This window comes from Olivibacter sp. EAT-5, from assembly GCF_044784325.1.
Taxonomy (GTDB): Bacteria; Bacteroidota; Bacteroidia; order Sphingobacteriales; family Sphingobacteriaceae; genus Olivibacter; species Olivibacter oleidegradans.
In genome coordinates this window covers 5,943,952-5,968,881 of sequence record NZ_CP173028.1, presented here as the reverse complement: position 1 = coordinate 5,968,881, position 24,930 = coordinate 5,943,952, and the positions used below count along the sequence as shown (strand labels likewise).

General features: G+C 41.0%; 21 protein-coding genes. 10 read left to right on the top strand and 11 right to left on the bottom strand.

Annotated features, from left to right (window positions below; translation table 11 throughout):
• Positions 1–18: 18 nt before the first annotated feature.
• The 3 genes from ACH11B_RS25000 to ACH11B_RS24990 are packed head-to-tail and all read right to left on the bottom strand — an operon-like array spanning position 19 to position 1,937.
• On the bottom strand, positions 19–984 hold the full coding sequence (locus ACH11B_RS25000) for a DUF5777 family beta-barrel protein (RefSeq protein ID WP_377610978.1): 966 nt from the start codon (positions 982–984) through the stop codon (positions 19–21).
• A gap of 8 nt (positions 985–992) precedes the next feature.
• The gene (locus tag ACH11B_RS24995; protein ID WP_377610977.1) at positions 993–1,550 is read right to left on the bottom strand and encodes a YceI family protein; all 558 of its coding nucleotides are present in this window, start codon (positions 1,548–1,550) and stop codon (positions 993–995) included.
• A 12-nt stretch (positions 1,551–1,562) separates the two neighbouring features.
• Entirely contained in the window at positions 1,563–1,937 is a 375-nt protein-coding gene (locus tag ACH11B_RS24990; protein ID WP_130856821.1) for a hypothetical protein, read from the bottom strand.
• A 137-nt stretch (positions 1,938–2,074) separates the two neighbouring features.
• On the opposite strand from ACH11B_RS24990, the gene ACH11B_RS24985 reads away from it, so the two are divergent.
• Both ACH11B_RS24985 and ACH11B_RS24980 read left to right on the top strand, forming a co-directional pair.
• Positions 2,075–2,719: an RNA polymerase sigma factor gene (locus ACH11B_RS24985; RefSeq protein ID WP_246860311.1), complete on the top strand. Its 645-nt coding sequence runs from the start codon at positions 2,075–2,077 to the stop codon at positions 2,717–2,719.
• 5 nt (positions 2,720–2,724) lie between these two features.
• The gene (locus tag ACH11B_RS24980; RefSeq protein WP_377610974.1) at positions 2,725–3,879 is read left to right on the top strand and encodes a hypothetical protein; all 1,155 of its coding nucleotides are present in this window, start codon (positions 2,725–2,727) and stop codon (positions 3,877–3,879) included.
• A gap of 388 nt (positions 3,880–4,267) precedes the next feature.
• Here the strand turns inward: ACH11B_RS24980 and ACH11B_RS24975 are convergent, their stop codons facing one another.
• The 3 genes from ACH11B_RS24975 to ACH11B_RS24965 form a co-directional block, all read right to left on the bottom strand.
• On the bottom strand, positions 4,268–4,732 hold the full coding sequence (locus ACH11B_RS24975; RefSeq protein WP_377610972.1) for a hypothetical protein: 465 nt from the start codon (positions 4,730–4,732) through the stop codon (positions 4,268–4,270).
• 180 nt (positions 4,733–4,912) lie between these two features.
• Complete coding sequence (locus ACH11B_RS24970; protein WP_130856825.1) at positions 4,913–6,445, bottom strand: OmpP1/FadL family transporter; 1,533 nt, start codon at positions 6,443–6,445, stop codon at positions 4,913–4,915.
• 110 nt (positions 6,446–6,555) lie between these two features.
• Positions 6,556–7,752: a hypothetical protein gene (locus tag ACH11B_RS24965; RefSeq protein WP_149105994.1), complete on the bottom strand. Its 1,197-nt coding sequence runs from the start codon at positions 7,750–7,752 to the stop codon at positions 6,556–6,558.
• 231 nt (positions 7,753–7,983) lie between these two features.
• Between ACH11B_RS24965 and proS the strand changes: the two genes are divergently transcribed.
• From proS to ACH11B_RS24950, 3 genes are all read left to right on the top strand, one after another.
• Positions 7,984–9,456 carry a proline--tRNA ligase gene (gene proS, locus ACH11B_RS24960; protein WP_377610971.1) on the top strand — a complete coding sequence of 491 codons (1,473 nt, stop codon included), beginning with the start codon at positions 7,984–7,986 and terminating at the stop codon, positions 9,454–9,456.
• Between the two features lie 133 nt (positions 9,457–9,589).
• On the top strand, positions 9,590–10,732 hold the full coding sequence (locus ACH11B_RS24955; RefSeq protein WP_377610969.1) for a cystathionine gamma-synthase: 1,143 nt from the start codon (positions 9,590–9,592) through the stop codon (positions 10,730–10,732).
• Between the two features lie 70 nt (positions 10,733–10,802).
• A complete protein-coding gene (locus tag ACH11B_RS24950) occupies positions 10,803–11,669 on the top strand; it encodes a TIGR02757 family protein (protein ID WP_377610967.1) in 867 nt (288 codons plus the stop codon).
• A gap of 123 nt (positions 11,670–11,792) precedes the next feature.
• Here ACH11B_RS24950 and mnmD read toward each other — a convergent pair whose 3' ends face one another.
• Both mnmD and ACH11B_RS24940 read right to left on the bottom strand, forming a co-directional pair.
• Positions 11,793–12,470 carry a tRNA (5-methylaminomethyl-2-thiouridine)(34)-methyltransferase MnmD gene (mnmD, locus tag ACH11B_RS24945; protein ID WP_130858506.1) on the bottom strand — a complete coding sequence of 226 codons (678 nt, stop codon included), beginning with the start codon at positions 12,468–12,470 and terminating at the stop codon, positions 11,793–11,795.
• A 40-nt stretch (positions 12,471–12,510) separates the two neighbouring features.
• Entirely contained in the window at positions 12,511–13,848 is a 1,338-nt protein-coding gene (locus ACH11B_RS24940) for an MBL fold metallo-hydrolase (RefSeq protein ID WP_377610965.1), read from the bottom strand.
• Between the two features lie 73 nt (positions 13,849–13,921).
• Between ACH11B_RS24940 and ACH11B_RS24935 the strand changes: the two genes are divergently transcribed.
• The 4 genes from ACH11B_RS24935 to ACH11B_RS24920 all read left to right on the top strand — a co-directional run bounded on the left by ACH11B_RS24935 (position 13,922) and on the right by ACH11B_RS24920 (position 21,184).
• Positions 13,922–14,803, top strand: coding sequence for a hypothetical protein (locus tag ACH11B_RS24935; RefSeq protein ID WP_377610963.1), 882 nt, complete (start codon positions 13,922–13,924; stop codon positions 14,801–14,803).
• A gap of 344 nt (positions 14,804–15,147) precedes the next feature.
• Positions 15,148–17,976 (top strand): TonB-dependent receptor, encoded by a 2,829-nt coding sequence (locus ACH11B_RS24930; RefSeq protein ID WP_377610961.1) that lies wholly within the window; start codon positions 15,148–15,150, stop codon positions 17,974–17,976.
• Between the two features lie 160 nt (positions 17,977–18,136).
• Positions 18,137–19,771 (top strand): tetratricopeptide repeat protein, encoded by a 1,635-nt coding sequence (locus ACH11B_RS24925; protein WP_130858502.1) that lies wholly within the window; start codon positions 18,137–18,139, stop codon positions 19,769–19,771.
• Positions 19,772–20,089: 318 nt separating this feature from the next.
• Positions 20,090–21,184 carry a phytase gene (locus ACH11B_RS24920; RefSeq protein WP_013667861.1) on the top strand — a complete coding sequence of 365 codons (1,095 nt, stop codon included), beginning with the start codon at positions 20,090–20,092 and terminating at the stop codon, positions 21,182–21,184.
• 85 nt (positions 21,185–21,269) lie between these two features.
• Here ACH11B_RS24920 and ACH11B_RS24915 read toward each other — a convergent pair whose 3' ends face one another.
• The 3 genes from ACH11B_RS24915 to ACH11B_RS24905 all read right to left on the bottom strand — a co-directional run bounded on the left by ACH11B_RS24915 (position 21,270) and on the right by ACH11B_RS24905 (position 23,405).
• Positions 21,270–21,518, bottom strand: a complete 249-nt coding sequence (locus ACH11B_RS24915; RefSeq protein ID WP_377610958.1) for a hypothetical protein — start codon at positions 21,516–21,518, stop codon at positions 21,270–21,272.
• A gap of 157 nt (positions 21,519–21,675) precedes the next feature.
• The gene (locus tag ACH11B_RS24910) at positions 21,676–22,383 is read right to left on the bottom strand and encodes a LytR/AlgR family response regulator transcription factor (protein ID WP_377610956.1); all 708 of its coding nucleotides are present in this window, start codon (positions 22,381–22,383) and stop codon (positions 21,676–21,678) included.
• On the bottom strand, positions 22,380–23,405 hold the full coding sequence (locus tag ACH11B_RS24905; protein WP_289552020.1) for a sensor histidine kinase: 1,026 nt from the start codon (positions 23,403–23,405) through the stop codon (positions 22,380–22,382). The genes ACH11B_RS24910 and ACH11B_RS24905 overlap by 4 nt, the downstream gene beginning before the upstream one ends.
• A 370-nt stretch (positions 23,406–23,775) precedes the next feature.
• Here ACH11B_RS24905 and ACH11B_RS24900 point away from each other — a divergent pair, with 370 nt between their 5' ends.
• Entirely contained in the window at positions 23,776–24,855 is a 1,080-nt protein-coding gene (locus ACH11B_RS24900) for a PLP-dependent cysteine synthase family protein (RefSeq protein WP_377610954.1), read from the top strand.
• Positions 24,856–24,930 lie beyond the last annotated feature (75 nt).

Sequence of the window (24,930 nt, the reverse complement as noted above, 5' to 3'; positions counted from 1 at the left end):
CCTTAGGGTGGTCAATCGCTAATACCCACCCACTTTTCCTTCTCTATCTTTATTAAATGAAAATCTTCTAGATATACTAAAGCCCCATCTATACTGCCCTTTACCCCAAGATGTCGTAGTTTCCGGTATAAATTGCGATTCCTGAATGGCTGTGGCATTAGTGAAATTTAAATGGAAGACATGGCCGCCTGTTTCGATTTCTAAACCAACACCTAAGGCGTCGTAGAACTTCTGCTGATTGACGTTTTCTACGTATTCCTTTTTGTCTTTGCTTCTAAAAGGAAGAAAGTAGTCTGCTACAATAGCCATCCGTTTGCTAATCTTTAACCGACCACCGGCACCTAAGGCAAATACACCATTTTGATCGCCAAAAATCGTATAGTTCCGATGTACGTAACTCGGAATAAGTTCAAAAGAAAAGCTAGGACTAAATTTTCGTGCCACAATCAACTGACTAACATAGGTTATCCGATCGCCGAAATTCTTATAAGAGGTCGAGGCTGTAGGATCGTCAGAAGCCTTAACACCGCTTACCGTCCCACTTCCAAAAAAGGCAAGACTTACCGGAATAGCGTTATCAGTAGTTTGTTCTAGAAAACGATATTTGAAATTGGCTTCATATAATTGTGTTGCCGCAGTGGCACCCTTTGCACGGGCAATCCCAACATTAAATCGGTCAGATATACCATAATCAAAACCAATGCGGATGTCTGTCGACTGATCAAGACCGAAGAAATTTCCGATACCTCCACTACCTCCTGCAATATCTCCAAATCGGTGATCTACCCGGAATTCGAGTTCCTTTTTATGGATCGTTTCGGTCGACTGTGCATTGATTAAATGGTTGGACTTAAAAGTGGCACTCACCTTTTCGCGCGTGGTACTATCCTCTTGAATTAGCGCCTCTAAATCGCTCTGCGCGAACAAACGAGAAAAGGGAATGATCAATAGAAAATAAGGGAGAAAAAATGTGATACGCTTCATAGGATGACTTAAGGAGTTTTAGCTTGGTAAATAGCAGCAACCTTAACGTCTAAGGTTTCTGCTATATTTTTTATAACGATGGTTGGAACTTCAATATCATGGTCGGCCGTTTTTACCTTGAACGTACAGCTAGCTGTGATCGCACCATTGTTCACGGTTATTTTAACCGGTGCAGTGTAACTTTTAGCAACACCATGAACGGTAAGTACACCGCTAACCATGCATTGGTAGGTCCCATCGTTTCTCAATTTTCCAGGATCATTTATTTTTCCCTTAAATTCAGAAAACGGATATCGGTCGCTCTCCATATAATTTTCATTGAAATGTTCCTGCATTAATTTTTTTTTGAATTGAAACGTGGTGTTTTTCACCTTGAATACAATGTCTCCCGTATTTACGTCCAGTGCGGAAAGTCCGTTTTTACTAACACCTTCTATATCTTCAACGGGCGTACTGCTAAAAAAAGATATCGTAGCCCCGTTACTTACAAAGGTGCTCTGTGCCTTTGAAACTGCAACAGAGAGAGGGATTATAAGAAATAAGGATAAAACTATTTTCTGAATCATAATTTCTAATTGTTATTGTTCCGGCATATTACGATCAAACCAGGCTTTTAATAGCGCTTTTTCGTTAGCACTTAGTGAACCGCCGACAGGCATGGTACCAGTTACTAGCACGACATTGTTGATTCTCGCTCCATTATCCCGAACAGATGCAAAGCCGGAGAAAGTCCAACGGCCACTTGCACCGCCACCTGCAGCATGGCAACCGGCGCATTTCGTTTGAAACAGGGCTCCGGCGAAGTTGCTATAACTAACATTTTCAGCGGTTACTTCTTCATTGCCAGGTTTTTCAGGCTCCACTGCTTGATCTTTAGAACAGCTGTATAGAACAGCGATAAAACTTGCTAAAACAGCAAGTGTGTAAAGTGATTTTTTTTTCGTGACTTTCATAAGCTAACCTATTCGTTTTATTTTTTTTGATTGATACTCTAAATACGGAGCGCATGACAAAAGGGTTGCCTAGCTTTATAAAAATTGCAAAATATTTGTTACCAATTTTGTCATTACACGCACAAATAATTTTAGCTTTGAAGCAACCTTTTTTTTACGGCATTCGTAATGCTTATTGGAAGGAGGGCTTGGTGGCACCAAAGGAGAATCAGGAAGAAGTCATATCGAAGCTAATACAGGGATGTATTAAAGAGGATCGGAATTCTCAAAAGGAACTCTATAGACATTACTATGCATATTCGATGGGAATTTGCCAACGTTATGCGAGTAATAAAATAGACGCCGCCAGCATTATGAACGATGGTTTTTTTAAGGTATTTAAGCATATCAAGAAATACGACCACACTAAACCTTTTACTGCTTGGATAGGTCGTATTATGGCCAATGCGGCAATCGATTATTATAGAGCTAACCTTAAATTTGCAGGAAATGAAAATATAATGGATTACGATCAGGCCGGGTCTGACGAAGCAATTTATGAGAAACTAAACTATCAAGACCTATTATTCATGGTACAGTCGTTAAGCCCGTCCTATCGTACGGTTTTTAACCTCTATGCAATTGAAGGATATAGCCATGAAGAAATAGCAGGAATGTTGCATATTTCTGTCGGAACATCCAAATCTAACCTGTTTAAGGCCAGGGCAAAATTGATGGAGATGCTAAAGGCGATCGACTTGAATGTCGGCAGAAATGAAGCAGACAAGAACCTTAGTGAATAAGTGTGATGGAGAAGAAGAAACTCGATGATCTATTCAGAGAAGGGTTGAACAACCCGGAAGTATCTTACGATGAGATGCACTGGATAGCTATGGAAGAAAAGCTCGTCAACAATAGGAAAAAGAAGGTAAGACTTATTTGGCTTAGCTCTTTAAGTGCCGCTGCGGCTGTTATACTGGTTTTTCTTGTCATCTGGTGGCCCATTACACGTGATCAGTCTGTTGAAGTGGTTAAAAAGGAAGATAGTATCATATCTAAAAAAACGCATATAGATAAGCCGGTACCACCTGTTGTCGATCAGATCGTTAAAAATGATAAGGCGCCATCGAAGAATACGTCACCAACGATTTCCATCCCTCTTCTTGAAGACAAATCTAACGAACGAACGGGTAGATTGGAAGTTATATCGGAAAACATATATAAAGATACCTTAACAGTGCAAGCAGGAACGAACGGCTTACTTGGAAAAGTAGGACAAAGCCTAAAACCAGCACCTGTATATTCATTTAATACATCAGATGCAGAAATTTTGTCTGAACCAAAATTAACGATCAACCGAGAAAGAAGACCATCTTACTTAACCATCTTAGCAGCGCCTGATTTAACAAGCGTACGAGGTGCCGGTAATCCTCAGCTAAGCCAAAATATTGGTGTATTATATACGCTACCATTAAGTAAGAAATTAAGCGTTTCAGGCGGCGTATTATACGCACGAAAGAATTATAACTCACCTTACAGTTTTTACCGGCCCAAAATACAAAGAAGCTACGGAGCAACACCCAGTCAGGTAGATGCTGCTTGCGATGTGCTGGATGTACCTATAGAACTTAATTATCAGGTTTACAATAAAGGTGCAACCCGTATTACCTTGAACGGAGGTGCTTCCAGCTATTTCATGTTACGAGAGCAATATGAATTTAGTTACGATACCGGTGATCCATATAAAGATAAGCAACGCACTAACTATGAAGTAAGAGGGCAAAATAACCATCCTTTTGGCGTAGCGAATATTTCGGCAACTTTTGAACAACAGTTGAACAACCAAGTCACAATCGGCGTTAGGCCATTTGTCAAATTACCTTTAACAGGGATCGGTTATGGGCGGACAAAACTGGACTCAAAGGGCTTAGCCGTTTCGGTTAGTTTTAAATTGGGAAAATAGTTAAGTGGTTGAGTAGCTAATTAGCCGATTAGCTAATGAGATCATCAGATGGCTTAGAGCTTATTGCTGCTTATAGCTTAAATTATTCATAAGTATTTATTTTCAATGGTATTATTCATAGTTGTTTGCTTTTTATTGGCATTCATGAGCTCGTTGCGCTCGGTTCATGAGCTCCTTACGGTCGGTTAGTCAATAGTTAAATAGTTGAGTTGTGGAGTTGCTAATTAGCCGATAAGCCGATTAGCCAATTTGATGATGGAGCTAGTGTTGCCTAAAGCTTACAGCGTATAGCTTACGACCCTATTAGTAGCAGTAGCACCGACTAAAGCCGAAAGCTGATATCCGAAAGCTGAAGTCAATAAAGCCGATTGCTGAAAGCTACAGTCTTTTAAGCCGTTTTGGTTAGTAAATATTCTACGAAACAAGCCAGAATATAATCCCATCCTTCCGGTGCATCCATCATTTCCCGGTAAGCAGGGCCGTTTTCGCCATGCTTTGAAAAATTTCGATGTTCCAAAATCATCGTTGTGCATTCATTGCCTTTGCTAAAGGAAATTTCCACCTCACTAGCTTTGTCAGGGTTTGGTTCGGGCACACGGTTAGGCCCTATTTGCCAAAGAAAAGTTAAAGTATATGGATCAAATTTTATAATTCGCCCCCAATCACACTGAAAGCCGTATGGGCCTATTTCAGTAAGAAAACCATTGACGGTCGGATTGACTTTGATGGCAACCAACTCTTCTTTCGACCAAGTGTACTCTTTAGGCCACCAAATTCCCAAATCACTCAGAAAAATATCAAAAGACCTTTGCAAAGGTGCATCAAACATTATTTTTTTTCTAATATCTCCCATATTACTTTTGTTATGGCTGCTTTGACACTTACCGTATCTTGCTAACAAGTGAAGGATGAATTGGTTTGGGAGACTTCACTTTAGCGATGCAGAAATCTACAGGATTGGCTTCCAATAAACGGAAAAGGGCTAAGTATCTTTACTTAACCCTTTTTATATTTTGCGATTACGATTATCGCACTAAAATTTAGCGCCAATAGTTAAGAACACATTGTTACGGGTATTTTTAACGCTGGCAATAGGCGAATTTACCGGATAATCAGCAGCTAGAGCGTACGGCGTTGTATCATACTCTTGTCTCCAGTTTTGATAAGTTGCATCGACGTAATAGTTGCCAAAGCGGAAACCTAAACCACCGGTAATCGATTGTGCTTTATAATCTACGTTTTCGTAAGGATTGCCCGTATGGTTATAACCGGCGCGAATCATAAATTGTGGCGTAACAACATATTCACCACCGACCTTTAAGTTAACGGCTCCTTTATATGTATTTTTTATGTCTTCTGCATATTGCATATCAAGGTCAGCAACATCTGTAGTGATTTTCATGCTTTTATAGTTGACGAATTCGACGTCTGCGCTGATCAGACCTTTGCTAAATACCGCGGAAATACCACCATTTACACGATATGGCGTCCTTAAATTGTAGTCATATGAACTGTACTCCGGCTCGTATTCATACCACGAAATTTCCGCACCTGTTTCCGGGTGAAAGTTAGTAATCCCATAATAATCTGAATAATCAGTTGACATATTATACCAAGTAGGTGTCGTGGCCGAAAGTCCGATACGAATAATGTCGGTAGGGCGATAAATTAATCCAAGCTTTACATTTACACCGGCGCCTTTTGTATGCCCTTCGTAATCATCATCGTAGTAATAATCGGAATTCAATAATTCGTTGTAGAAACGAGGATCATCAGAACCTTGTTGTGGGTTTAGGAAACGAGAGCCTTGGTCTACGACTCTATCATCGAACAGGTAGCCATCCTCTTCAAACCGCCTATAGGTGCGATGATCAATAGAAGAAAATGCAACGGATGCACCTAGATAAAGTTTATTGCTGTAGTTGGCCCCAAATGACAGGTTGGTTTCTGATTGAGATCCCTTAGTTTGTGTGAAAGAACGTTGTGTATTATCCGGAACACCCATAGGGAAATACAGATTGTCTGCGCCAATATCAACTAAACCCGCATCCCAACCAAAGTCGTGAGCAACACCTGTTCTAGGATCGGCCATATAGTCGGCAATACTTGATTCGTTGTTTTGTCCTGAATAATTCAAGTTGGATATAAAGCTGTTCGTTTTATTATAACTTAAACCTACATTGAAGTTAAGCCAACCCTGATCTAGATTAGCACCTCTCGCACGCATAGACGGGAGATTAAAAACGATACCTAACTGATTTAAACCGAAGCGATCTCGGGTGCTCTCTGTTTGGGAACCAAAGTAAGTGGCTTTATTCTTATCACCGAAATAATCGAGCGATAAGCTTATGTCGGAATTGTTGAAAAAACCAAGACCAGCGGGGTTACCGGCGATGTTGCTAATATCCCCACCCAGTGCCGTTTGCGCATTTCCCATCGCTTTAAAGCGAGCTGTGGCGCCTTGCTCGTATTGTGAAAATAAAAGCGACTCATCCAAATTTTGACCCCTAGAAGCAACCGCTGTAAATAAAAACAGACAAAGAGTTGCTAATTTCTTATTATTCATGAGAAGTAAATTAATTAGTAATAAGTGGATTGCTTTATGTTATGTAATAATAAAGCCGACTAATTTTGAAACAATTGATCAAAAAAGGTCGGCTTTATTTTTATCTAAGATTATCGTCCTCCGCGACCTCTAGACGAGCTGCCGGAACCGCCGCCACCGCCTCTGCTCATGCCACCACCGCCGCTAAATCCTCCGGACGAACGACTCGGAGACGGAGTATAGGATGGCCTTGAGGTAGGGCGTGAATAACCTTCACTCGGTCTTGAATTAGTTGGTCGAGCTGGTCTGGAATAAGATCCTGAAGGTCTAGTAACGCCAGGTCTTGAGCCTGTTGTAGCTGGACGGGAATAACCGGGTCTTGACAAGCCTTCGGATCTTCCATAATTCGGTCTGCTAATTGCAGGTCTACTGCCTCTTGCCGAACCGTTATATGATGAACCTCTTGATGAGTTAATATTGGCATCGGATGAAGACCGGCCGCCTCGACCTCTATAGCTTGAAGCCGACCCACCGGAAACCACACCTCTGGCAGGTCTTGAACTACCTGAAGTAACCCGTCCGGTAACACCTCGGTTAATTCGAGTTATAGACGATCTTGACCCTCTATAGTTATCGGCATATGAACGAGGCTGATAGTTTCCGCGGCTTATGTAACCACCACCCCAGCCCCAGCCTGGATAGCCCCAGCCGCCACCCCAGTAGCCGCCGCCCCAGCCCCAGCCAGCGCCGTAATAGGAGTAGGGTCCCCACCAAGGTGAGTACCAGCCGCCCCAGCCACCAGCGTAATATGGGTTACCCCAGTATCCGCCCCAGCCGAAGCCACCACCCCAACCCCAGCCACTTCTCCAACCAAAACCTAAGCCGAAGCCGCCGCCCCAGCCAAAACCACCGCCCCAGCCGGCATAGCCATACCAAGGGTCAAAAAATGGGTCGTAATAGGACATGCCTGGTGTCGCATAGTAAAAGCGATTGATACGATTGGCATATTCAGAGTCGCTATATTCGTCTGCATATGCATCCCCATAGCTGTCCGCATATTCATCGTCGTAATATCTTCCATTCTGATCTGCATATTGGTCGGCATAAGCATTGGTATCCGTATCTGCATATTCATCGTAACCTTCTGCAGGCTCGGCATACTCATCGTAATAGTCCGGGCTGCGATAGGCGATCTCCTTTGCCTTTGTCTTCCCTCCATAAACATCATCCTGAAAAGTATTCTGTGCGTACTGACTGGTAGCGCAAGATCCTAAGGATAAGGCACCTATCAATATGGCACTTTTTATGATTAATGGTTTACTTTTCATTGTTCTTTCCTTTCAAATAATTTTGTGGTCTTTATAACGTTAGACACCGTTAAACCGAAAAGGTTTAATAGGTAAACGGTTGTAAAAATGCGTCTGCTACAAAAATAATTTAATAATCCTTACATTCGCAAAATGGAAGTAACTTTACAGTGATTTTAACATTTTTAACAAATTTTAACAGTTCCTTTTGCTTCCCATTTAAGGTACAATTTTTATTCCAAACATACAACAATGAGTAAAGGTATAACTAGCAGAAATGAAGACTATTCGCAATGGTATAATGAATTAGTAAGTAAAGCCGATTTAGCAGAACATTCCGCCGTACGTGGATGTATGGTTATTAAGCCCTATGGATACGCTATATGGGAAAAAATGCAAGCGGCACTTGACCAAATGTTTAAAGACACCGGCCACAGCAACGCCTATTTTCCGCTCTTCATACCAAAGTCATTTTTTTCAAAAGAGGCTTCTCACGTGGAAGGTTTTGCCACAGAGTGTGCCGTTGTGACACACTACCGTCTTAAAAATGATGGAAATGGACAAATCATTGTTGACGAAGAGGCAAAATTAGAGGAAGAGTTAATTGTAAGACCAACCTCGGAAACCATTATATGGAATACTTACAAAGGCTGGATACAGTCTTATCGCGATTTACCCATCTTGGTCAATCAATGGGCCAATGTCGTACGTTGGGAGATGCGCACGCGTCTATTTTTGAGAACAGCTGAATTTTTATGGCAAGAAGGGCATACGGCGCATGCCACAAGCGAGGAAGCTGTGGAAGAAACAGAACGTATGCTGAATGTATACGCTACTTTTGCCGAAGAATGGATGGCTTTACCTGTGGTTCGTGGAAGAAAAACGGAAAACGAACGTTTTGCGGGAGCTTTAGATACCTATTGCATCGAGGCGCTTATGCAAGATGGTAAAGCTTTACAGGCAGGCACCTCCCACTTTTTAGGGCAGAATTTTGCAAAGGCCTTTGACGTTAAATTTACGTCGAAAGAAGGCAAGCTGGATTATGTATGGGCAACCTCTTGGGGGGTATCTACCCGCTTGATGGGTGCTTTAATTATGGCCCACTCGGATGATGCTGGATTGGTTTTGCCTCCTAAATTAGCGCCTATCCAGGTAGTTATTGTACCGATTTATAAAACAAAAGAAGAGAGCCGGCAGATAGGCGCACTTGCCGATAACTTAATAGCACAGTTGAAGCAAAAGGGGATTTCCGTCAAATATGACGACCGTGATACGCAACGTCCCGGATTCAAATTTGCCGAATGGGAGCTTAAAGGAGTGCCGGTCCGTGTAGCGATAGGAGCTCGTGATTTGCAAAATGGAACTGTGGAGCTGGCAAGAAGGGATACGCAAAGCAAAGAAACGGTTCCGCAAACAGGATTAGCGGAAGCCATCGAACAATTATTAATTACTATACAGGAGAATATCTACCAAAAAGCACTAACTTACCGCGATGCACACATTACCGAAGTAAATTCTTATGAAGAATTTAAAAAGGTGCTAGAAGGGGAGGGCGGCTTTATCTCGGCCCATTGGGATGGTACAGTAGAAACAGAGAAAAGAGTGAAGGAGGAAACCAAAGCGACCATCCGCTGTATTCCTCTTAATAATAAAGAGGAAGAAGGAACGTGTATATTTACGGGCAAACCATCAAAACAACGGGTGTTGTTTGCTAAGGCTTATTAATTGGTTATTAGTTATCGGTTACTGGTTCTTAGTCATAATCGATAATTGGTTATTAGTTATTAGTTCTTGTTCATAGTCAATAACTAACAACTAACAACGAATAACTAACAACTAACAACGAATAACGAAATTTATGAAATTCGCAACAAAAGCTATACATGCAGGGCAGCATCCCGATCCGACAACCGGAGCGGTGATGACGCCGATTTATCAGACATCGACGTACTGGCAACAATCGCCTGGGGAGCATAAAGGTTATGAATACTCGCGAGGTACCAATCCGACGCGCAAAGCACTGGAGGAATGTATTGCAGCCTTGGAAAATGCTAAATATGGTTTGGCTTTCTCCAGTGGTATGGCCGCTACCGATACGGTGCTACGCTTGCTAAAGCCAGGGGACGAGGTTATTACGGGTAATGATTTATACGGCGGTTCGTATCGGATCTTTACAAAAGTGTTTGAGAAGTTTGGTATTAAGTTCCATTTTGTTGACTTCACGCGGCCTGAAACTATCCGGTCTTATTTAAACGATCGAACAAAGCTGATCTGGATTGAAACTCCTACGAATCCAACGATGCAAATTGTTGATATTGAAGCGGTAGGACTCATTGCGAAAGAGGCTGGCGTTCTATATGTAGTGGACAATACCTTTGCTTCGCCTTATTTACAAAATCCGATCGATTTAGGCGCAGATATTGTAATGCATTCAGTTACGAAATATATAGCCGGACATAGCGATGTGGTGATGGGCGCTTTAGTCACCAATAATGAAGAATTGTATAAGCAATTGTTCTTTTATTATAACGCATGTGGCGGTACACCGGGGCCTCAAGATAGTTTCCTGGCTCTTCGCGGTATAAAAACGCTTCATCTTCGTATGAAAGCTCATTGTGAGAATGGTAGGCAGATAGCCCAATTCTTACGGAATCATCCAAGAATTGAAAAGGTATATTGGCCGGGTTTTGAAGACCACCCAAATCATGAAGTAGCTAAAAAACAGATGCGCGATTTCGGTGGTATGATTTCCATTGCTTTAAAGGACGCCTCCCTACAGGATACCTTCAAAGTAGCTTCCTCGTTTAAAGTTTTTTCTTTAGCCGAATCGTTGGGAGGTGTCGAATCTTTGATCAACCATCCCGCTACCATGACCCACGGCTCTATTCCAAAAGAAATTAGAGAAAAAGTCGGAGTTGTTGATAATCTAATCCGTATTAGTGTTGGTGTCGAAGATATTGAAGACCTTTTGAAAGATTTGGAGCAAGCTCTTAAGTTATAAGCTTTAGGTTATACGTTGTACGAATTAATAGCTGTTTGTTGACCACTAATCACTAAATGCTAACTGCTAAATGCTTCATTTAAAAAACTTCCTCGATCGTAAGGTTGAACAATATAATCAGCCTGGATTTATTGAAAATGATCCGATCTGCATTCCGCATCAATTTTCAGTAAAGCAGGATGTGGAAATCATGGGCTTTTTCGCAGCGGTATTAGCTTGGGGACAACGGAAAACCATTATCAATAAATGCCGCGAACTAATTGACAGAATGGATGGAAAGCCTTATGCGTTTATTATAGGACATGAACCAGATGATTTGAAAGGCTTGTTGGGCTTCAAGCATCGAACTTTTAATGATACCGACTTGCTGTATTTCGTCAGCTTTTTCAGAGCGCATTATGAACGTTTTAACTCCCTGGAGGATGCGTTTTTGCCTTCATCGATGTCGAGCGAGTTTAGGGAAGACTTTTTAATGGAAGGGCAGGAAGAAGCTGTATCAAGTCAAGAGATGAGCAGTAATGTGTGTTATCAAACTGAGCTTATACGTCCGAATTTAAAGGTTGAAGATGCATTGAATCGTTTTCGGGCATATTTTTTTAGTTTACCGGATTACCCTACCCGCACACGAAAACATATCAGTTCACCGGCTCAAAAGTCAACTTGTAAACGCCTTAATATGTTTTTACGCTGGATGGTTCGCAATGATCTTCGAGGAGTGGATTTCGGTATTTGGAAGCGAATAAGAATGAGCGAGTTAATTTGTCCCTGCGATGTTCATGTTGAACGGGTTGCCAGGCATTTAGGTTTAATTACGCGTAAACAGACGGATTGGAATACGGCTGTTGAACTAACAGACAACCTTCGACTACTAGATGCCAACGATCCCGTGAAATACGACTTTGCTTTATTCGGGCTGGGGGTTGAAGGGGAATTGTAAATTGTCGAGTGGTTGAGAAGTCAAAACGTTGAGTAGTTGAGACGTTAATTGAGAGGTCAAAACATTGAGTAGTCGAGATTTTACTACTTAACTATTTAACAACTTAACCATTCCACTACCTAATTAACCAATTTTAACAGCCCTTAACATCTCCCGCTTTCCCGGTGCTCCGGGTGCTTTTTCTATGGAAAATCCCAGACTTTTCATCGTACGCTTTAGGTTGCCTGTAATAGCATAGGTTACAAATACGCCTCCCGGTTTTAGAAAGGAACATGCATGTTCAAGCGTTTCCAATGTCCACATTTCCGGCTGATGAATCGCAGCGAAGGCATCAAAATAAAGTACGTCAACACGTTGTTTGCTGTTGAAGCTAAGTACTTCTTGATGGGCAATCGTTAAGTCTATTTCGTTCACTAAACATTGCGGATTGGATAGAGCTTGGCCATAATGCTCCAAGAATGAATGCCAAAGAGTAGCATCTACTTCTTTGTCATAACCCGTTTGTGCAATCACCTCAACTTCGAGTGGATAGGCTTCAATACCGGTATAGGTTAATTTAATGTTTTGTTTCAAGCAATAATCCGCGGTCAACAAAAAATTAAGACCTGTTCCGAATCCTACCTCTAGAATCGATACTTTCTCATTTTGTGAAGTTAACCCCTGTTGGAGGAGGTATTGTAACCCGGATTGAAGAAATACATGCCTGCTTTCCTGCACCGCTCCATGCTTGGAGTGATAATGCTCTCCGACCGTTTCATGGAAAATAGTTTTCGAGCCGTCAGCGGTTATTACAAAGTTCATCTTCTTCTTATAATTATTGGCTAATTAGCCAATTTGGTAATTAGCTAATTGGAGAAAATTCATGTACAGCAGTACTTAAATCGTATACAGGTACCGCTACACGAGCGGCAATAATGCTCGAGCCGATAGCCGAGCGATAGCCGCCGGCGCAATGTACGACAATCGGCTTTTCTTCCGGTATTGCTTGAAGCGATTCCCGTAATCGGGGCAGGGGTATATGAATGGCTTCCTTAAACAACTTGCCCTTCTTTAGCTCGCTATCATTGCGAATGTCGATAATTGTAAAGTCAGTTTCGTTTTCTTTGAAAAAAGAAAGATCGAACGCTGGACTTACATTACTGCTTTCCGTTGATGTGAGATAGCCTTTACACTGACTCTCATAACCGATCTTGGCCAGTTTACGCAATAAACCATCCGCGTTTCGTTCTTCCGCAACAATTAAATAGAATGATTCGCCCGGCCCAACAATACTGCCGACCCAGGTCTCAAATTTGTTGCCATCCGGAATATTAATGGCATGTGGATAATGCCCGGCTTTGAATACATGTGCAGGGCGCGTATCGATGAGCAAAGCGGTAGTGTTTTCAATTTCTGATTCCACTATACGTATAATGTGTGCCAAGCTTGCTTCCAAATCGTCGGCCCCCGAACGATTGATTGCTACATCATGGACAAAGTACTTTGGAATAAAAGGCTGGTCATCCATTAGCAATTCTACAAATTCCGACTCTTCCATGGGGCGTAAAACCGGGTTTTCTTTGAGCTCTTTGCCAATAGTGCTTTGTAACTCTTTACTCATGCTCCTGCCACAAAGCGAGCCAGGGCCGTGTGCTGGATAGACTACCACGTCAGCCGGTAACTTCATGATTTTGCTGTGCAAGGTATGATACATGGCTTTTGCCAATTCGGTCGCTTTTGCCTTTACATTTCCAACATTTTCGCGAAGATCAGGTCGTCCAACGTCTCCAACGAAAAGGGTATCACCTGTAAATAAAGCCAATTCTTTTCCGGTTTGATCGCTCAACAGTACACAAATACTGTCGGGTGAATGTCCGGGAGTATTAAGTGCTTTTAAGGTATGACTACCAATTTCAATCACATCGTTTTCGTCAAAAGATTGATGTGGATAATCCGCTTCTACTAATTTACTGGTATATATGGCGGCTCCCGTACGTTTATGAAGCTCCAAATGACTGCTCACAAAATCTGCATGAGGATGTGTTTCAATGATGCCGATAATTTTGGCATGATTTTCTCTTGCAAAGGCGAGGTACGGCTCAGGATCTCTTGCCGGATCAACCAGTACCATTTCGTTATTACTAACAATAGCGTAAGAAGCATGGGAGAGCCCGGTGTCGTAAAATTGTTCTATCTGCATGTCAACCAAAATATGGGCAAAGGTACAAAAAATGGTCAGGGAGGGGGAACCTTTAATTGTCAAATAAATTACTATGCGTTTAATTATTCACATCATCGGTATATCGTTTCTTCTTACCGTATTCTGCCCCATAGAACAAGGTAAATTTGGAGAAGCAATCGATAAAGGCGAGATTACTTATGACGCTATCGACGAAGCTTCGGGTTTAGTCTGCAGTGGTTATAATCCAGGTTATTTCTGGACACACAACGATAGCGGTGATCAGGCCCGTGTGTTTTTGCTGGATAGCGCGGCGAGACATAAAACAACCTATTATTTAGAAGGAATTGACGCCCGTGATTGGGAAGATATGGCTGCCATGAAAGATAGCGGGAAGTCTTATTTATTAGTTGGCGATATTGGCGACAATTTGGCAAAACATTCAACTATTTATATTCATAAGTTTGAAGAGCCAAAAATTAATGAGAACAACGTTGTTGATACCATTCCTAAACAGTCCATTACAACGTACACTCTTCGCTATGAAGACGGTCCGAAAGACGCTGAGTCCCTATTTTTCGACCCTATTGATAAAAGGCTCTATATTATAAGTAAGCGCGACCTGCATGTTGGTGTCTATGAAGCGATACTTCCTGCACAGAAAACTGATACGATTACCCTGAAAAAGCGTATTTCCATTCCTTATACCTTTGTTACAAGTGCCGATATCTCGCCGGATGGTAAGGAGGTGCTGATAAAAAATCTACTGAATGTGTATTATTGGAAGCGTAAGCAAGGTGAATCTATACCCGAAATGTTTCGTCATGAAGGCATTATGCAGCCTTATCAGCCCGAACCGCAAGGCGAAGCAATCACTTTTGCACGGGACGGGTCCGGCTATTATACAACAAGTGAAAAACCTTTTGGATTGCCCGCACATATTTATTTTCATAAGAGGCATGCGGGCTTTAAGTAATAGGCTATAAGCTATAAGCAATAGGCTATAAGCTATAAGCCTTATGGATATCATACTCCACCTTATACCTTCAATCTTACTTCTCACTGCTCCAAAGCTAACTTCTATTTAACATAAACTTAATGGTTCTTTTGTTTGTTTGTAAGTGTTTGTTAATGAGTATTTTGTGCTTTGTTTTTATCTGCTTGCTGCTATGCTGTTAACGGTTGAAAGGGCTAGGTATATATTTTGTAACGTTTGCCTTTTCATGGAAATGGTGAGGTTCATCAACTTTGTAACATGAACAAGTGAGATGTTAATATCAAGCTGTCATGTCTTAAGTGAAATACTAAACCATCAAAGAAATGAAAAAACTTTTTACAAGCTGTTTGCTCTTGACCTTATCCTTTATCGCTTTTGCACAACAGCATGGAGTAATTTCCGGAAAAGTGCAAGAATCGCTTACAAGAGCTTCCTTGCCGGGAGCCACTGTACGCCTCAATGTTGGAAACCGTTATACTATATCAGGTCAAAATGGCGACTATGAATTTTTAAATGTGCCTGCAGGAACCTATGAAATGGAAGTAATTTATATGGGTTATCAAAGGGCAAAGCAGCAGGTCCTGGTAACTGCGGGGGAAAATACAGTTATCAATTTTATGTTAGAAGACGGTTCCGTTACGATGGACGAGGTAGTCATTATGGGTGATCGTCTCCGAGGACAGGCCAGGGCGCTTAATCAACAAAAAAGTAAATCTAATATCACCAATATCATTTCATCTGATCAAGTAGGACGTTTCCCTGATGCTAATATCGGTGACGCCTTGCGGCGCGTTCCTGGTATTACCATGCAGAATGACCAAGGAGAAGCCCGCAATATTATCGTGCGTGGATTGTCACCGGAGTTAAATTCCGTGACACTCAATGGCGATCGGATCCCTTCGGCAGAAGGTGACAATCGACGGGTACAAATGGATTTAATCCCCTCGGATATGATTTCAACCATCGAGGTGAATAAAACGTTAACGCCCGACATGGACGCGGATGCCATCGGTGGATCGGTGAACTTGATTACGAGGGCCTCACCAAATGGGCAACGGATATCGGCAACCTTAGCAGGCGGTTATAACCCCTTACACCAAACACCCATTTATACCGGTGCTTTTGTTTATGGAAACCGTTTTGCTAATAACAAATTCGGTATGGTGTTGAGTGGCTCTTACAACAATAATCAACTGGGCTCCGAAGGTATTGAAGGCGAATGGGAACAGGATAAAGATGGCAATGCGTGGCTATCTCGCGAAGATATTCGAAGATACAATGTGCACCGTGTTAGAAGAAGTGTGGCGGGAGCTTTTGATTATAAAATTAATGAGAATCATAGTTTATATGCTAATCTCATGTACAATTGGCGGGACGACTGGGAAAACCGATATCGTGTGCGAACCGATATGGAATTGGCGGAAGAAGATCTGGGAGTGGCGGGAGGTTTTAAACTCGATAAAATTTCGCGCGAAACTAAAGGGGGCATCGGTAATAACCGCGTTGATTATGCTCGCTTAGAAGACCAACGTGTGCAAAACTATTCATTGGGTGGGAATCACCTGCTGGGTTCGTCCTTGGATATGGATTGGGCAGTGAGTTATGCGAAGGCAAGTGAAGACCGGCCACATGAACGATACATTAACTACGAATACGAAAGCGAAGAAGACTTATTGATCCAACAAGTGCCCTCTTCTAATGATCGCCCGGTAGATTTAGTGTATGACCGTCCAAATGCTGGTTTAAGTCAACTTGACGCCATCAGCGAAAATCATGATTATACCGATGAAACCGAACTAGGTGCAAAACTGAACTTTCGGGTTCCTTTCTCCTTGATTGACGGTGAAAAAGGTCGCTTGCGTTTTGGTGCCCGCTTACGTCTGAAAGAGAAGGAACGGAGAAATGAATTCTTTGAATACACACCACTTGGCGGACAATATGATGTTTTAGGCAATGTGCAAACTGTCAATTGGACAGGTGCCTTTGAACCAGGTAACCAATATGCACCCGGTTTATTTGCCGACAAGCATTTATTGGGTAACCTTGATTTGACAGATGCGTCTCAGTTTGAGCAAGAGGATAAACCCGATGAGTATTTATCCGCAAATTATAAAGCCAAAGAACGAATAACCGCTGGTTATATTCGTTGGGATCAGGATTTCAATAGTCAATTGTCCATGATTTTAGGGGCAAGGATCGAACATACCAATATCGACTATACCGGAAATGTGGTGGCCGATGAGGAAGAACTGGCAGGTACAAGGTCTGTTAAAAATAGTTATACAAACGTATTACCGAGTGTAACTTTTAAGTATGTTCCTCAAGAAGACTTGGTATTAAGAGGTGCTGTTACAACGAGCTTGGCCAGACCGAACTATTATGCGATCGCCCCTTATGTACAGTCTAACATAGACGATGGTTTTGTCGTGGCGGGTAATCCGGATCTAAAAGCGACTTATGCTTGGAACTTCGATCTCATGGCGGAGAAGTATTTTAAGTCGGTCGGTATTATTTCCGGAGGTGTATATTATAAAAACTTGAAGAATTTTATTTATAAATACAGTAATAGAGATTATACGGCAGAACAGTTTGCAAACGATTTTCCAGGAGCAAGCAATTTAATTCCGGAAGGAGAAACTTGGCGTTTTGTGCAGGATCGTAACGGCGATAATGTGGATGTTTATGGTTTTGAGCTTGCTATTCAGCGTCAATTGGACTTCCTGCCCGGTAAATTCCTGAAAGGTTTTGGCGTATATGCCAACTACACCTACACCAAGTCGAAAGCGAAAGGTATTGCGGATGCGGATGGTAATCCGAGAGGTAATATGACTTTGCCACAAACTGCCCCACATATGGTGAATGGTTCGTTATCGTGGGAAAATAAACGCTTTTCCGCGCGTGTCTCAGCCAATTATACAGCTGCTTACATCGATGAAATAGGATCCGATGCTTTTAGCGATTTTTATTACGATAGCCAATTCTTCTTAGATGCAAATGCTTCGTATAAATTCGGAAAGTATATGCGCGTGTTTGCAGAAGCTAATAACCTGACCAATCAATCGTTACGCTATTATTGGGGCGCCAGTAATCGTCCGATGCAAAATGAGTTTTATAAACCACGTTATAATCTAGGTCTTAAGTTTGATATGTAAGTAATAATAGAAAAATAAAAGGGGCTGTCATGCACTAGATAGCCCTTTTTATTATAGACCTAGGTCATGGTATATAACTGCGGCAACTTCGTTTATTAAGCGAACACTTTATAAGATTTTAATTAACAATAAATTAACATCAGGCGATTATTTTTGTGATATGGTACGTTTTCGTGTCTGTATCTTTGCAATTGCCTGGATATTATGCTATCCACGTTTTTTAACAGCGCAAACACCTTCTGCTGTTTTGGATATTGGGTATTTAGATCTGTATGATATTCGACCTTCCGATTCCTTATTAGTCATAGAGAATGAACGTTATCTGCAAGCCGAAAGGCAAGACGATAAGCTTAAACAAGCCTTATCCTTGCAAAAGATGGGGCAGATATGTTATAACTCGGGCCTCTTCGCACAGTCATTAAATTACCATCTACAAGCAGAAAAACTGCTGGAGCGAGGAAACCAAAGTCAACGAGCGGCAAACCTGAATGATTTAGCTCTCTTGTTATTTTTAAACAATCAAAGAGAAGAAGCTAAACGCCTTTATTTCCAAGCCTTAAATAGCTATAAAAGATCAGAAGATGTTAAAGGACAAGGAAATACTTATGGAAATCTTGGGCATCTTTATGAAAAATGTAGCGATTACGACAGCGCTTTTTACTTTCAACAAAAGGCTATGCAAGCCTTTGAGCAAATAAATGACTTAGACGGCATAGCTTTAATCAACGAGAATTTAGGAAGTATTTATGAAGACAAGGGAAGGTATGTTGAGGCCTATCAATACTTTACCAAAGCATTGAATCGTTTTAAAGCGAACGATAATATTCCAATGCTAATTGATGCCTATAATAACATAGGAGATATCAACAGAAAGACGGGCAAATACCAAGAGGCCTTGATCTATACCGGACTGGCCGAAAAGTTAGCTAAAGAAAACAAAGCATGGAGCAGATTAAGTAGTGCTTATAGGGACCTAGGGAAGACCTATAGTTTTCTGAAAAATGCGGATAGTGCATTTTACTATTTAGAGTTGAGTCGGAAGCTGTATATCGAAATCTATAATGAAGATAGTAAAAACCAAGCTGCTCTGCTTAAGGTACTTTACGATATTGATCGTAAAGACGCCCGCATCGCACAATTGGCGAAGGAGCGCAGAACGGCCATTATTATCTATGCAACACTTGGTATTATCGCTTGTTTATTGGTTCTTTTATTCATAATCGTGGTGAGAAACCAGCGGCAAAAAATACGCAATGAAAGGCAGCTTCGCGATCAGGAAACGGATTTGCTGCAGGCTAAGCAACGTTTAATGGAAGTCGAGCTGCAAAATAAAAAACTTCAGGAAGAGCAATTACAGATCGAAATCGAAAGCAAAGCAAAAGAAATTACGTCTCATACGCTCCAGGCAATTGAAAAAAATAAATTGCTGGAGGAAATGAAACTGGCTTTGACTGAAATTATTCGAAACGATAGTAGAAGCTATAAAAAAGAGCTTAGGCAATTACTCAATAAGATTAACCAAAGCTTTCATAAAGAAGCTAGCTGGGTTGATTTCCGAAGAGTATTCGAAGAAATTAATCAAGATTTCTTTCTGCATTTACAACAGATTAACCCTGATTTATCTGCGGCAGATCTGCGCCTGGTTTCCCTCATTAAACTCAACATGAATACACCGGACATGGCTGCCCTCTTGGGTATCTCTACAGACAGTCTTCGTGTATCCAGGTATCGTCTTCGTAAAAAATTAGGTGTCGAGCCGGGCAAGAGTTTAACGGCATTTCTTCAAGCTATATAAAGCGTTCTTGTTTATGGTTTAATTAGGCTTTCCACTCGAATACTTGATACTATTGTTACTATTAACAAAGGTTTGATAAGGATTTAATAAGGTGTTGACAAAGGGTTAATAAGGGTAATATCCTTATTAACTCTTTATTAAAACTCTATAAATGCATCATTAATACTATTTCAATAACAGAGAAGAGGTGGGCATAATCTAAATTTAGGACGTATTGTTACAAATTGTTGCCTTTATTTTTAATCATGTTCACTATTTGTAACGCTTGAAAATTGATTTAATTCAGTCAATAAAGGCATTTTTGTGAGAAAAAGAATAATGAACAAAAGAAATAAAGTATACTTCGTTTTAGCGTTTATGGCTACTGTACTGGCTTTTGGTTGTCAATCGGCTAGCAATAAAAATGATAGTAAATCAACTCAACCATTGGATCACCCAACAGATACATTAGTTGCAACGGTCATTACCGAAAAGGTTAAACATGATAGTGATGATCCGGCCATTTGGATTAATTCGGAACAGGTGGAAAAAAGCCTAATTATCGGAACGGATAAAGATAGTGATGGAGCTCTCTATGCTTTTAATCTGCAGGGGAAAATTGTCAAAAGAGTAGAGGGGATTAAAAGGCCGAATAACGTTGATATTGCTTACGGTTTTCAATTGAACGGGAAAAGTGTGGACATTGCGGTGTTGACTGAGCGTGAAACAAATAAAATACGAGTTTTTACGCTGCCTGATTTAAGTCCCGTGGATAACGGCGGAATAGATGTATTTGTAGGTGAAGAGGAGCGAGCTCCAATGGGCATTGCTTTGTATACGCGGCCGAGAGACAAGCAAGTATTTGCGGTGGTAGGCAGAAAATCGGGCCCGGCAGTGGGTTATTTATGGCAATATCGGTTAAGAGACAATGGAGCCGGATCTGTCAGCGGTGACCTTGTACGGAAATTTGGGAAGTATAGTGGCAAGAAGGAAATTGAAGCCATTGCGGTCGATAACGAACTGGGCTATATCTATTATTCCGATGAACAAACGGGGATTCGGAAATATATGGCTGATCCTGCGGTAAATAATAATGAAGAACTAGCTCTTTTCGGACAAAGTGGTTTTTCAAAGGATCATGAAGGAATTGCTATTTACAAAACGGGGGCTGAAACCGGTTATATTCTCGTGTCTAACCAAGGCTCGCATACCTTTATGGTTTATCCTCGGGAAGGAACTAAAGCCAATAAAAACGAATATCCTTTATTAGCTGAAATTCCTGTTAGTGCAATGGAGACGGATGGAGCCGACGCTAGTTCCGTAAATTTAGGAGCGCAATTTCCTGAAGGGATTTTGGTGGCTATGAGTACCAACCGAACCTTTCATGTCTTTGATTGGAGAAAAGTAAACGAGCGAATTATCTCGAAAAAATAAAGGGTTGTTTATCATTGTTTCGTAATAACAAAACGCCGTCTGCGCAACTTGTGCAGACGGCATTGTCAAAACCCACTCCAGTAAATTAACGTTCTTCTTTATCTTGCCTGTATTCAATCTGATCGCAATGATGTACGTGTTTCCCAAAAGGCCTATTGCCTCGCCATTGGAAAGCGAAAATATTGGCTGCTATAAAAAGAAAAATAATGAGAATTGCAGCGACTTTCGAAATGGTCGCCAACACAGGCTTGCGGGAAAATCCCCCATAAATGTAGCCGATTATAAAAATCATGCAGGCTACAAAAAGTATCCGAATTGCAATGAAGACTAACATAATACCAAATTTTAAAATTAAACCTTCTCATAAGGCTTTCACCAAATTTCCTTTTTGATGCAGTTTTTTGCCTTACTGATTTAAAATTAGTGGCTTTGATTTTAGTATTTTAGGAAAGTAGACCAGGATAGCATATGTGTCGACAAACAGCAAAAATTTAACTTCCGAGATTCAATAATTGATTAACTCGTTCCTTGAAAGATTCGCCAATCGGGATTTCTTGGTCTCGAATGCATACGAAATCACGTTTAACGGTCGTGATTTTATTTGCAGCAACCAGGTAAGATTTATGTGTACGTATAAAAGAAAAAGGCTGTAATCGTTCTTCTATCGATTTCATGGTCATGCGCGTCAACACGGGTTTGGATGTAGAGGATAAGTGAATTTTAATATAGTCCTTAAGCCCTTCCACATAGTCTATTTCGTTTATCAAAATCTTAACTAAAGTATACTCAACATGAACGAAGAAGTGATCCGTCTCCTCCTTTTTTGGTGTTACGGCGGTTTGCATGGCGAACAAGTCCTGTGCGCGATTGCAAGCTTTTAAAAATCTCTTAAAGCCAAAGGGCTTTAAGAGATAGTCTACCACCTGTAGATTAAAACCTTCTAACGCATATTGCTCATAAGCGGTAACCAAGATGATCAATGGTGGTTTTTTGAGTGTCTGCAGAAATTCCAGGCCACTTATTTGCGGCATTTGTATATCCAGAAAAATCAAATCGATCGGTTCTTGGTGCAATACAGCTGCCGCTTCCAGCGCATTTCTACAGGATTTTATTAAATTTAGAAAGGGTACTTGCCGAATATTATCTTCCATCAGCTCTCGCACCAATACTTCATCATCTACAATTAAACACCTCATCATATTAGTTTAAGTGTAAGTTGTATGCAAAACAGATTATTGTCTGCATTGGTTTTTAATGCGTATTTCTCTTTATATAAAAGTTCTAAACGCTGTTTCGTGTTCTCCAGTCCTATACCACTTGATCGTTCATGGACGGTTTTATGCTGGCTTTGATAGTGATTTCGAACTTCAAAAAAGAGCACGTCATCCTGTACTGTCAAAGAGATATGGATTTGTGGAGCTTCCAAGTGGGTAACACCGTGTTTAAAAGCATTTTCAACAAATGGTATAAGCAACATGGGTTCAATAACATATTGCTTGTCCTCGGCTGGCCTTGACAGCTGGCTGATTATCCTGACTTCTTGCCCAAATCGCAAGGCTTGCAGCTGAATGTAATTTTCTAAATATTCAATTTCCTTGATTAAAGCGACTTTTTTGCCTTCTGTGTCGTAAAGCATGTAACGCATTATACCTGACAACATAATAAGGGATTCTTCTAATTTATCAGATTTTTTTCGGGCAAGGGACACCATGTTGGTCAATACGTTGAAAAGGAAATGCGGACTGATTTGCGTGCGGAGAAATTTAAGTTCGGCCTGTAATTGAACCGCTAGCCGTTCTTTTTGTAATCGTTCTGCTCGAATCCTGTTTAACACCATACGGTAAACAAAACTTATGACAAAGACAAGAATGGAAGGAGCGAAGAGGAATCTATAAACCAAAGGACTACGGGGAATTTCAGCAAAATAGTTTAAAAGCAGCCAATGCTTTAATCGGAGAGAAACGAAAATTAACAAGAGGCTACCAACTATATATAACCACCAGAATCGTTTATTGAATAGCTTTGGATAAAGAAAATAGGCATTTCCATAAAATATGGCGGCATGTATTATGCCTGTTAGTGTAAAGAGCCAACCGGGTATAGCACCAATTTGATAATTATTGTCAGCAGATCCGATAAGATAGGGCAAAAGCAATAGGACGCTCCATATAAAAATATGAAGAGCCACATGGACTTGCTTGAAGGATAAGGATGTTAACATGCTAACAATGCTTCTTTATCAAGTTTTAAATGAAAGTAAGGAAATAGATTTGCTTGTGCAATCGGTTGTTCGCTACTATATACAATAAGGTTGTTATTGACGACGATTCAGGCATTTGTGTAGACAAAACATAAAATCAACGTACTTGCTTATGCCGATTGCGATCGTAATTAAGGGAATTTCATTGTTTATATAAAAAAGACTACCTTTGCTGCTAATATCGGCGCTCAGCCTTTGTCTTAATAAGTGTGGAGTTAATTTAACCAATAAAATACTTCGCTAAAAAAAATAACCCTTTGTCTACTAAGTCTATATAGAATTTTCTAAAGAATATAGGGCGATTTTTTTATCAACAAATAAATTGAATACAATGAACTTTATTTCAAAAGAAGAGGTATTAAGCGCTTGCCTATCGCCTGAATTGGATAGTCGATTCAAGCATTTATGGCATTTAGTAGGTAATACGCCGGTGCTGGAATTACATTACAAATATCTTGGAAAAGCCAATAAGATTTACGTCAAGTGCGAACATTATAATCTAACCGGAAGTATTAAAGACCGGATGGCTTTATATATTATGTATAAAGCTTATTTAGGGTGTCAAATAAAACCAACTGACACCATCGTTGAAGCAACGAGTGGGAATACGGGAATAGCCTTTTCAGCGATTGGCAGGGCGCTTGGGCACCCGGTTAAAATTATCATGCCTAACTGGCTTAGTCGCGAACGTATTGACATCATAAAAAGCATGGGAGCCGAGATTGTGTTGGTGAGTAAAGAGGAGGGTGGCTTTTTGGGAAGTATTAAAATGAGTGAAGAGATGGCTGAGAGAGGCGGTGTGTTTTTACCTCGCCAATTTGAAAACAGGTATAATTGTGAAGCACATGAACGAACAACAGGACGTGAAATTTGGGAACAATTAAAAAGCAAAGGTCTACAGCCAGATGCTTTTGTTGCCGGAGTCGGCACCGGTGGGACGGTCATGGGTGTAGGAAGTTATTTACGCAGTGTACATCCCCAAGTTCGGATTCATCCTTTGGAACCGGCCGAAAGTCCTACGCTATCTACAGGATATAAAGTTGGCTCGCACCGGATACAAGGGATATCTGATGAATTTATACCGGCCATTGTTCAGTTAGATCAATTGGACAAGGTAGTTCGGGCGAATGATGGTGATGCTATTTTGATGGCCCAAAAATTGGCCGAACAGTTAGGATTGGCCGTAGGAATCTCCTCGGGTGCTAATGTGATTGGAGCCATTAAGCTGAAGGAAGAATTGGGGGAAGATGCAGTTATTGTTACTTTGCTATGTGATGACAATAAAAAGTACTTAAGCACCGATTTGGTTAGAGAAGAACCCGTAAGAGACGGATATATCGCTATGGCAGTTGACTTTAAAGAATATCATCCTATCTGTCGTTTAAAAGAACCTATGTTTGGAGCTTATTGAGATTTAAGGTAAGGTTTTAGGTATAGGGTATAAGGTATGCCGCCCCCTTATACCCTATACCCTACGCTTTATACC

What these genes read in the sequence shown, in the direction of transcription:
- ACH11B_RS24915 (WP_377610958.1), bottom strand. Translation starts at nt 21,518, where the DNA reads ATGTTAGTCTTCATTGCAATTCGGATACTTTTTGTAGCCTGCATGATT.
- ACH11B_RS24920 (WP_013667861.1), top strand. Translation starts at nt 20,090, where the DNA reads ATGAACAAAAGAAATAAAGTATACTTCGTTTTAGCGTTTATGGCTACT.
- ACH11B_RS24990 (WP_130856821.1), bottom strand. Translation starts at nt 1,937, where the DNA reads ATGAAAGTCACGAAAAAAAAATCACTTTACACACTTGCTGTTTTAGCA.
- proS (WP_377610971.1), top strand. Translation starts at nt 7,984, where the DNA reads ATGAGTAAAGGTATAACTAGCAGAAATGAAGACTATTCGCAATGGTAT.
- mnmD (WP_130858506.1), bottom strand. Translation starts at nt 12,470, where the DNA reads ATGAACTTTGTAATAACCGCTGACGGCTCGAAAACTATTTTCCATGAA.
- ACH11B_RS24900 (WP_377610954.1), top strand. Translation starts at nt 23,776, where the DNA reads ATGAACTTTATTTCAAAAGAAGAGGTATTAAGCGCTTGCCTATCGCCT.
- ACH11B_RS24905 (WP_289552020.1), bottom strand. Translation starts at nt 23,405, where the DNA reads ATGTTAACATCCTTATCCTTCAAGCAAGTCCATGTGGCTCTTCATATT.
- ACH11B_RS24950 (WP_377610967.1), top strand. Translation starts at nt 10,803, where the DNA reads ATGCTTCATTTAAAAAACTTCCTCGATCGTAAGGTTGAACAATATAAT.
- ACH11B_RS24925 (WP_130858502.1), top strand. Translation starts at nt 18,137, where the DNA reads ATGGTACGTTTTCGTGTCTGTATCTTTGCAATTGCCTGGATATTATGC.
- ACH11B_RS24910 (WP_377610956.1), bottom strand. Translation starts at nt 22,383, where the DNA reads ATGATGAGGTGTTTAATTGTAGATGATGAAGTATTGGTGCGAGAGCTG.
- ACH11B_RS24995 (WP_377610977.1), bottom strand. Translation starts at nt 1,550, where the DNA reads ATGATTCAGAAAATAGTTTTATCCTTATTTCTTATAATCCCTCTCTCT.
- ACH11B_RS24930 (WP_377610961.1), top strand. Translation starts at nt 15,148, where the DNA reads ATGAAAAAACTTTTTACAAGCTGTTTGCTCTTGACCTTATCCTTTATC.
- ACH11B_RS24970 (WP_130856825.1), bottom strand. Translation starts at nt 6,445, where the DNA reads ATGAATAATAAGAAATTAGCAACTCTTTGTCTGTTTTTATTTACAGCG.
- ACH11B_RS25000 (WP_377610978.1), bottom strand. Translation starts at nt 984, where the DNA reads ATGAAGCGTATCACATTTTTTCTCCCTTATTTTCTATTGATCATTCCC.
- ACH11B_RS24940 (WP_377610965.1), bottom strand. Translation starts at nt 13,848, where the DNA reads ATGCAGATAGAACAATTTTACGACACCGGGCTCTCCCATGCTTCTTAC.
- ACH11B_RS24965 (WP_149105994.1), bottom strand. Translation starts at nt 7,752, where the DNA reads ATGAAAAGTAAACCATTAATCATAAAAAGTGCCATATTGATAGGTGCC.
- ACH11B_RS24935 (WP_377610963.1), top strand. Translation starts at nt 13,922, where the DNA reads ATGCGTTTAATTATTCACATCATCGGTATATCGTTTCTTCTTACCGTA.
- ACH11B_RS24980 (WP_377610974.1), top strand. Translation starts at nt 2,725, where the DNA reads ATGGAGAAGAAGAAACTCGATGATCTATTCAGAGAAGGGTTGAACAAC.
- ACH11B_RS24975 (WP_377610972.1), bottom strand. Translation starts at nt 4,732, where the DNA reads ATGGGAGATATTAGAAAAAAAATAATGTTTGATGCACCTTTGCAAAGG.
- ACH11B_RS24955 (WP_377610969.1), top strand. Translation starts at nt 9,590, where the DNA reads ATGAAATTCGCAACAAAAGCTATACATGCAGGGCAGCATCCCGATCCG.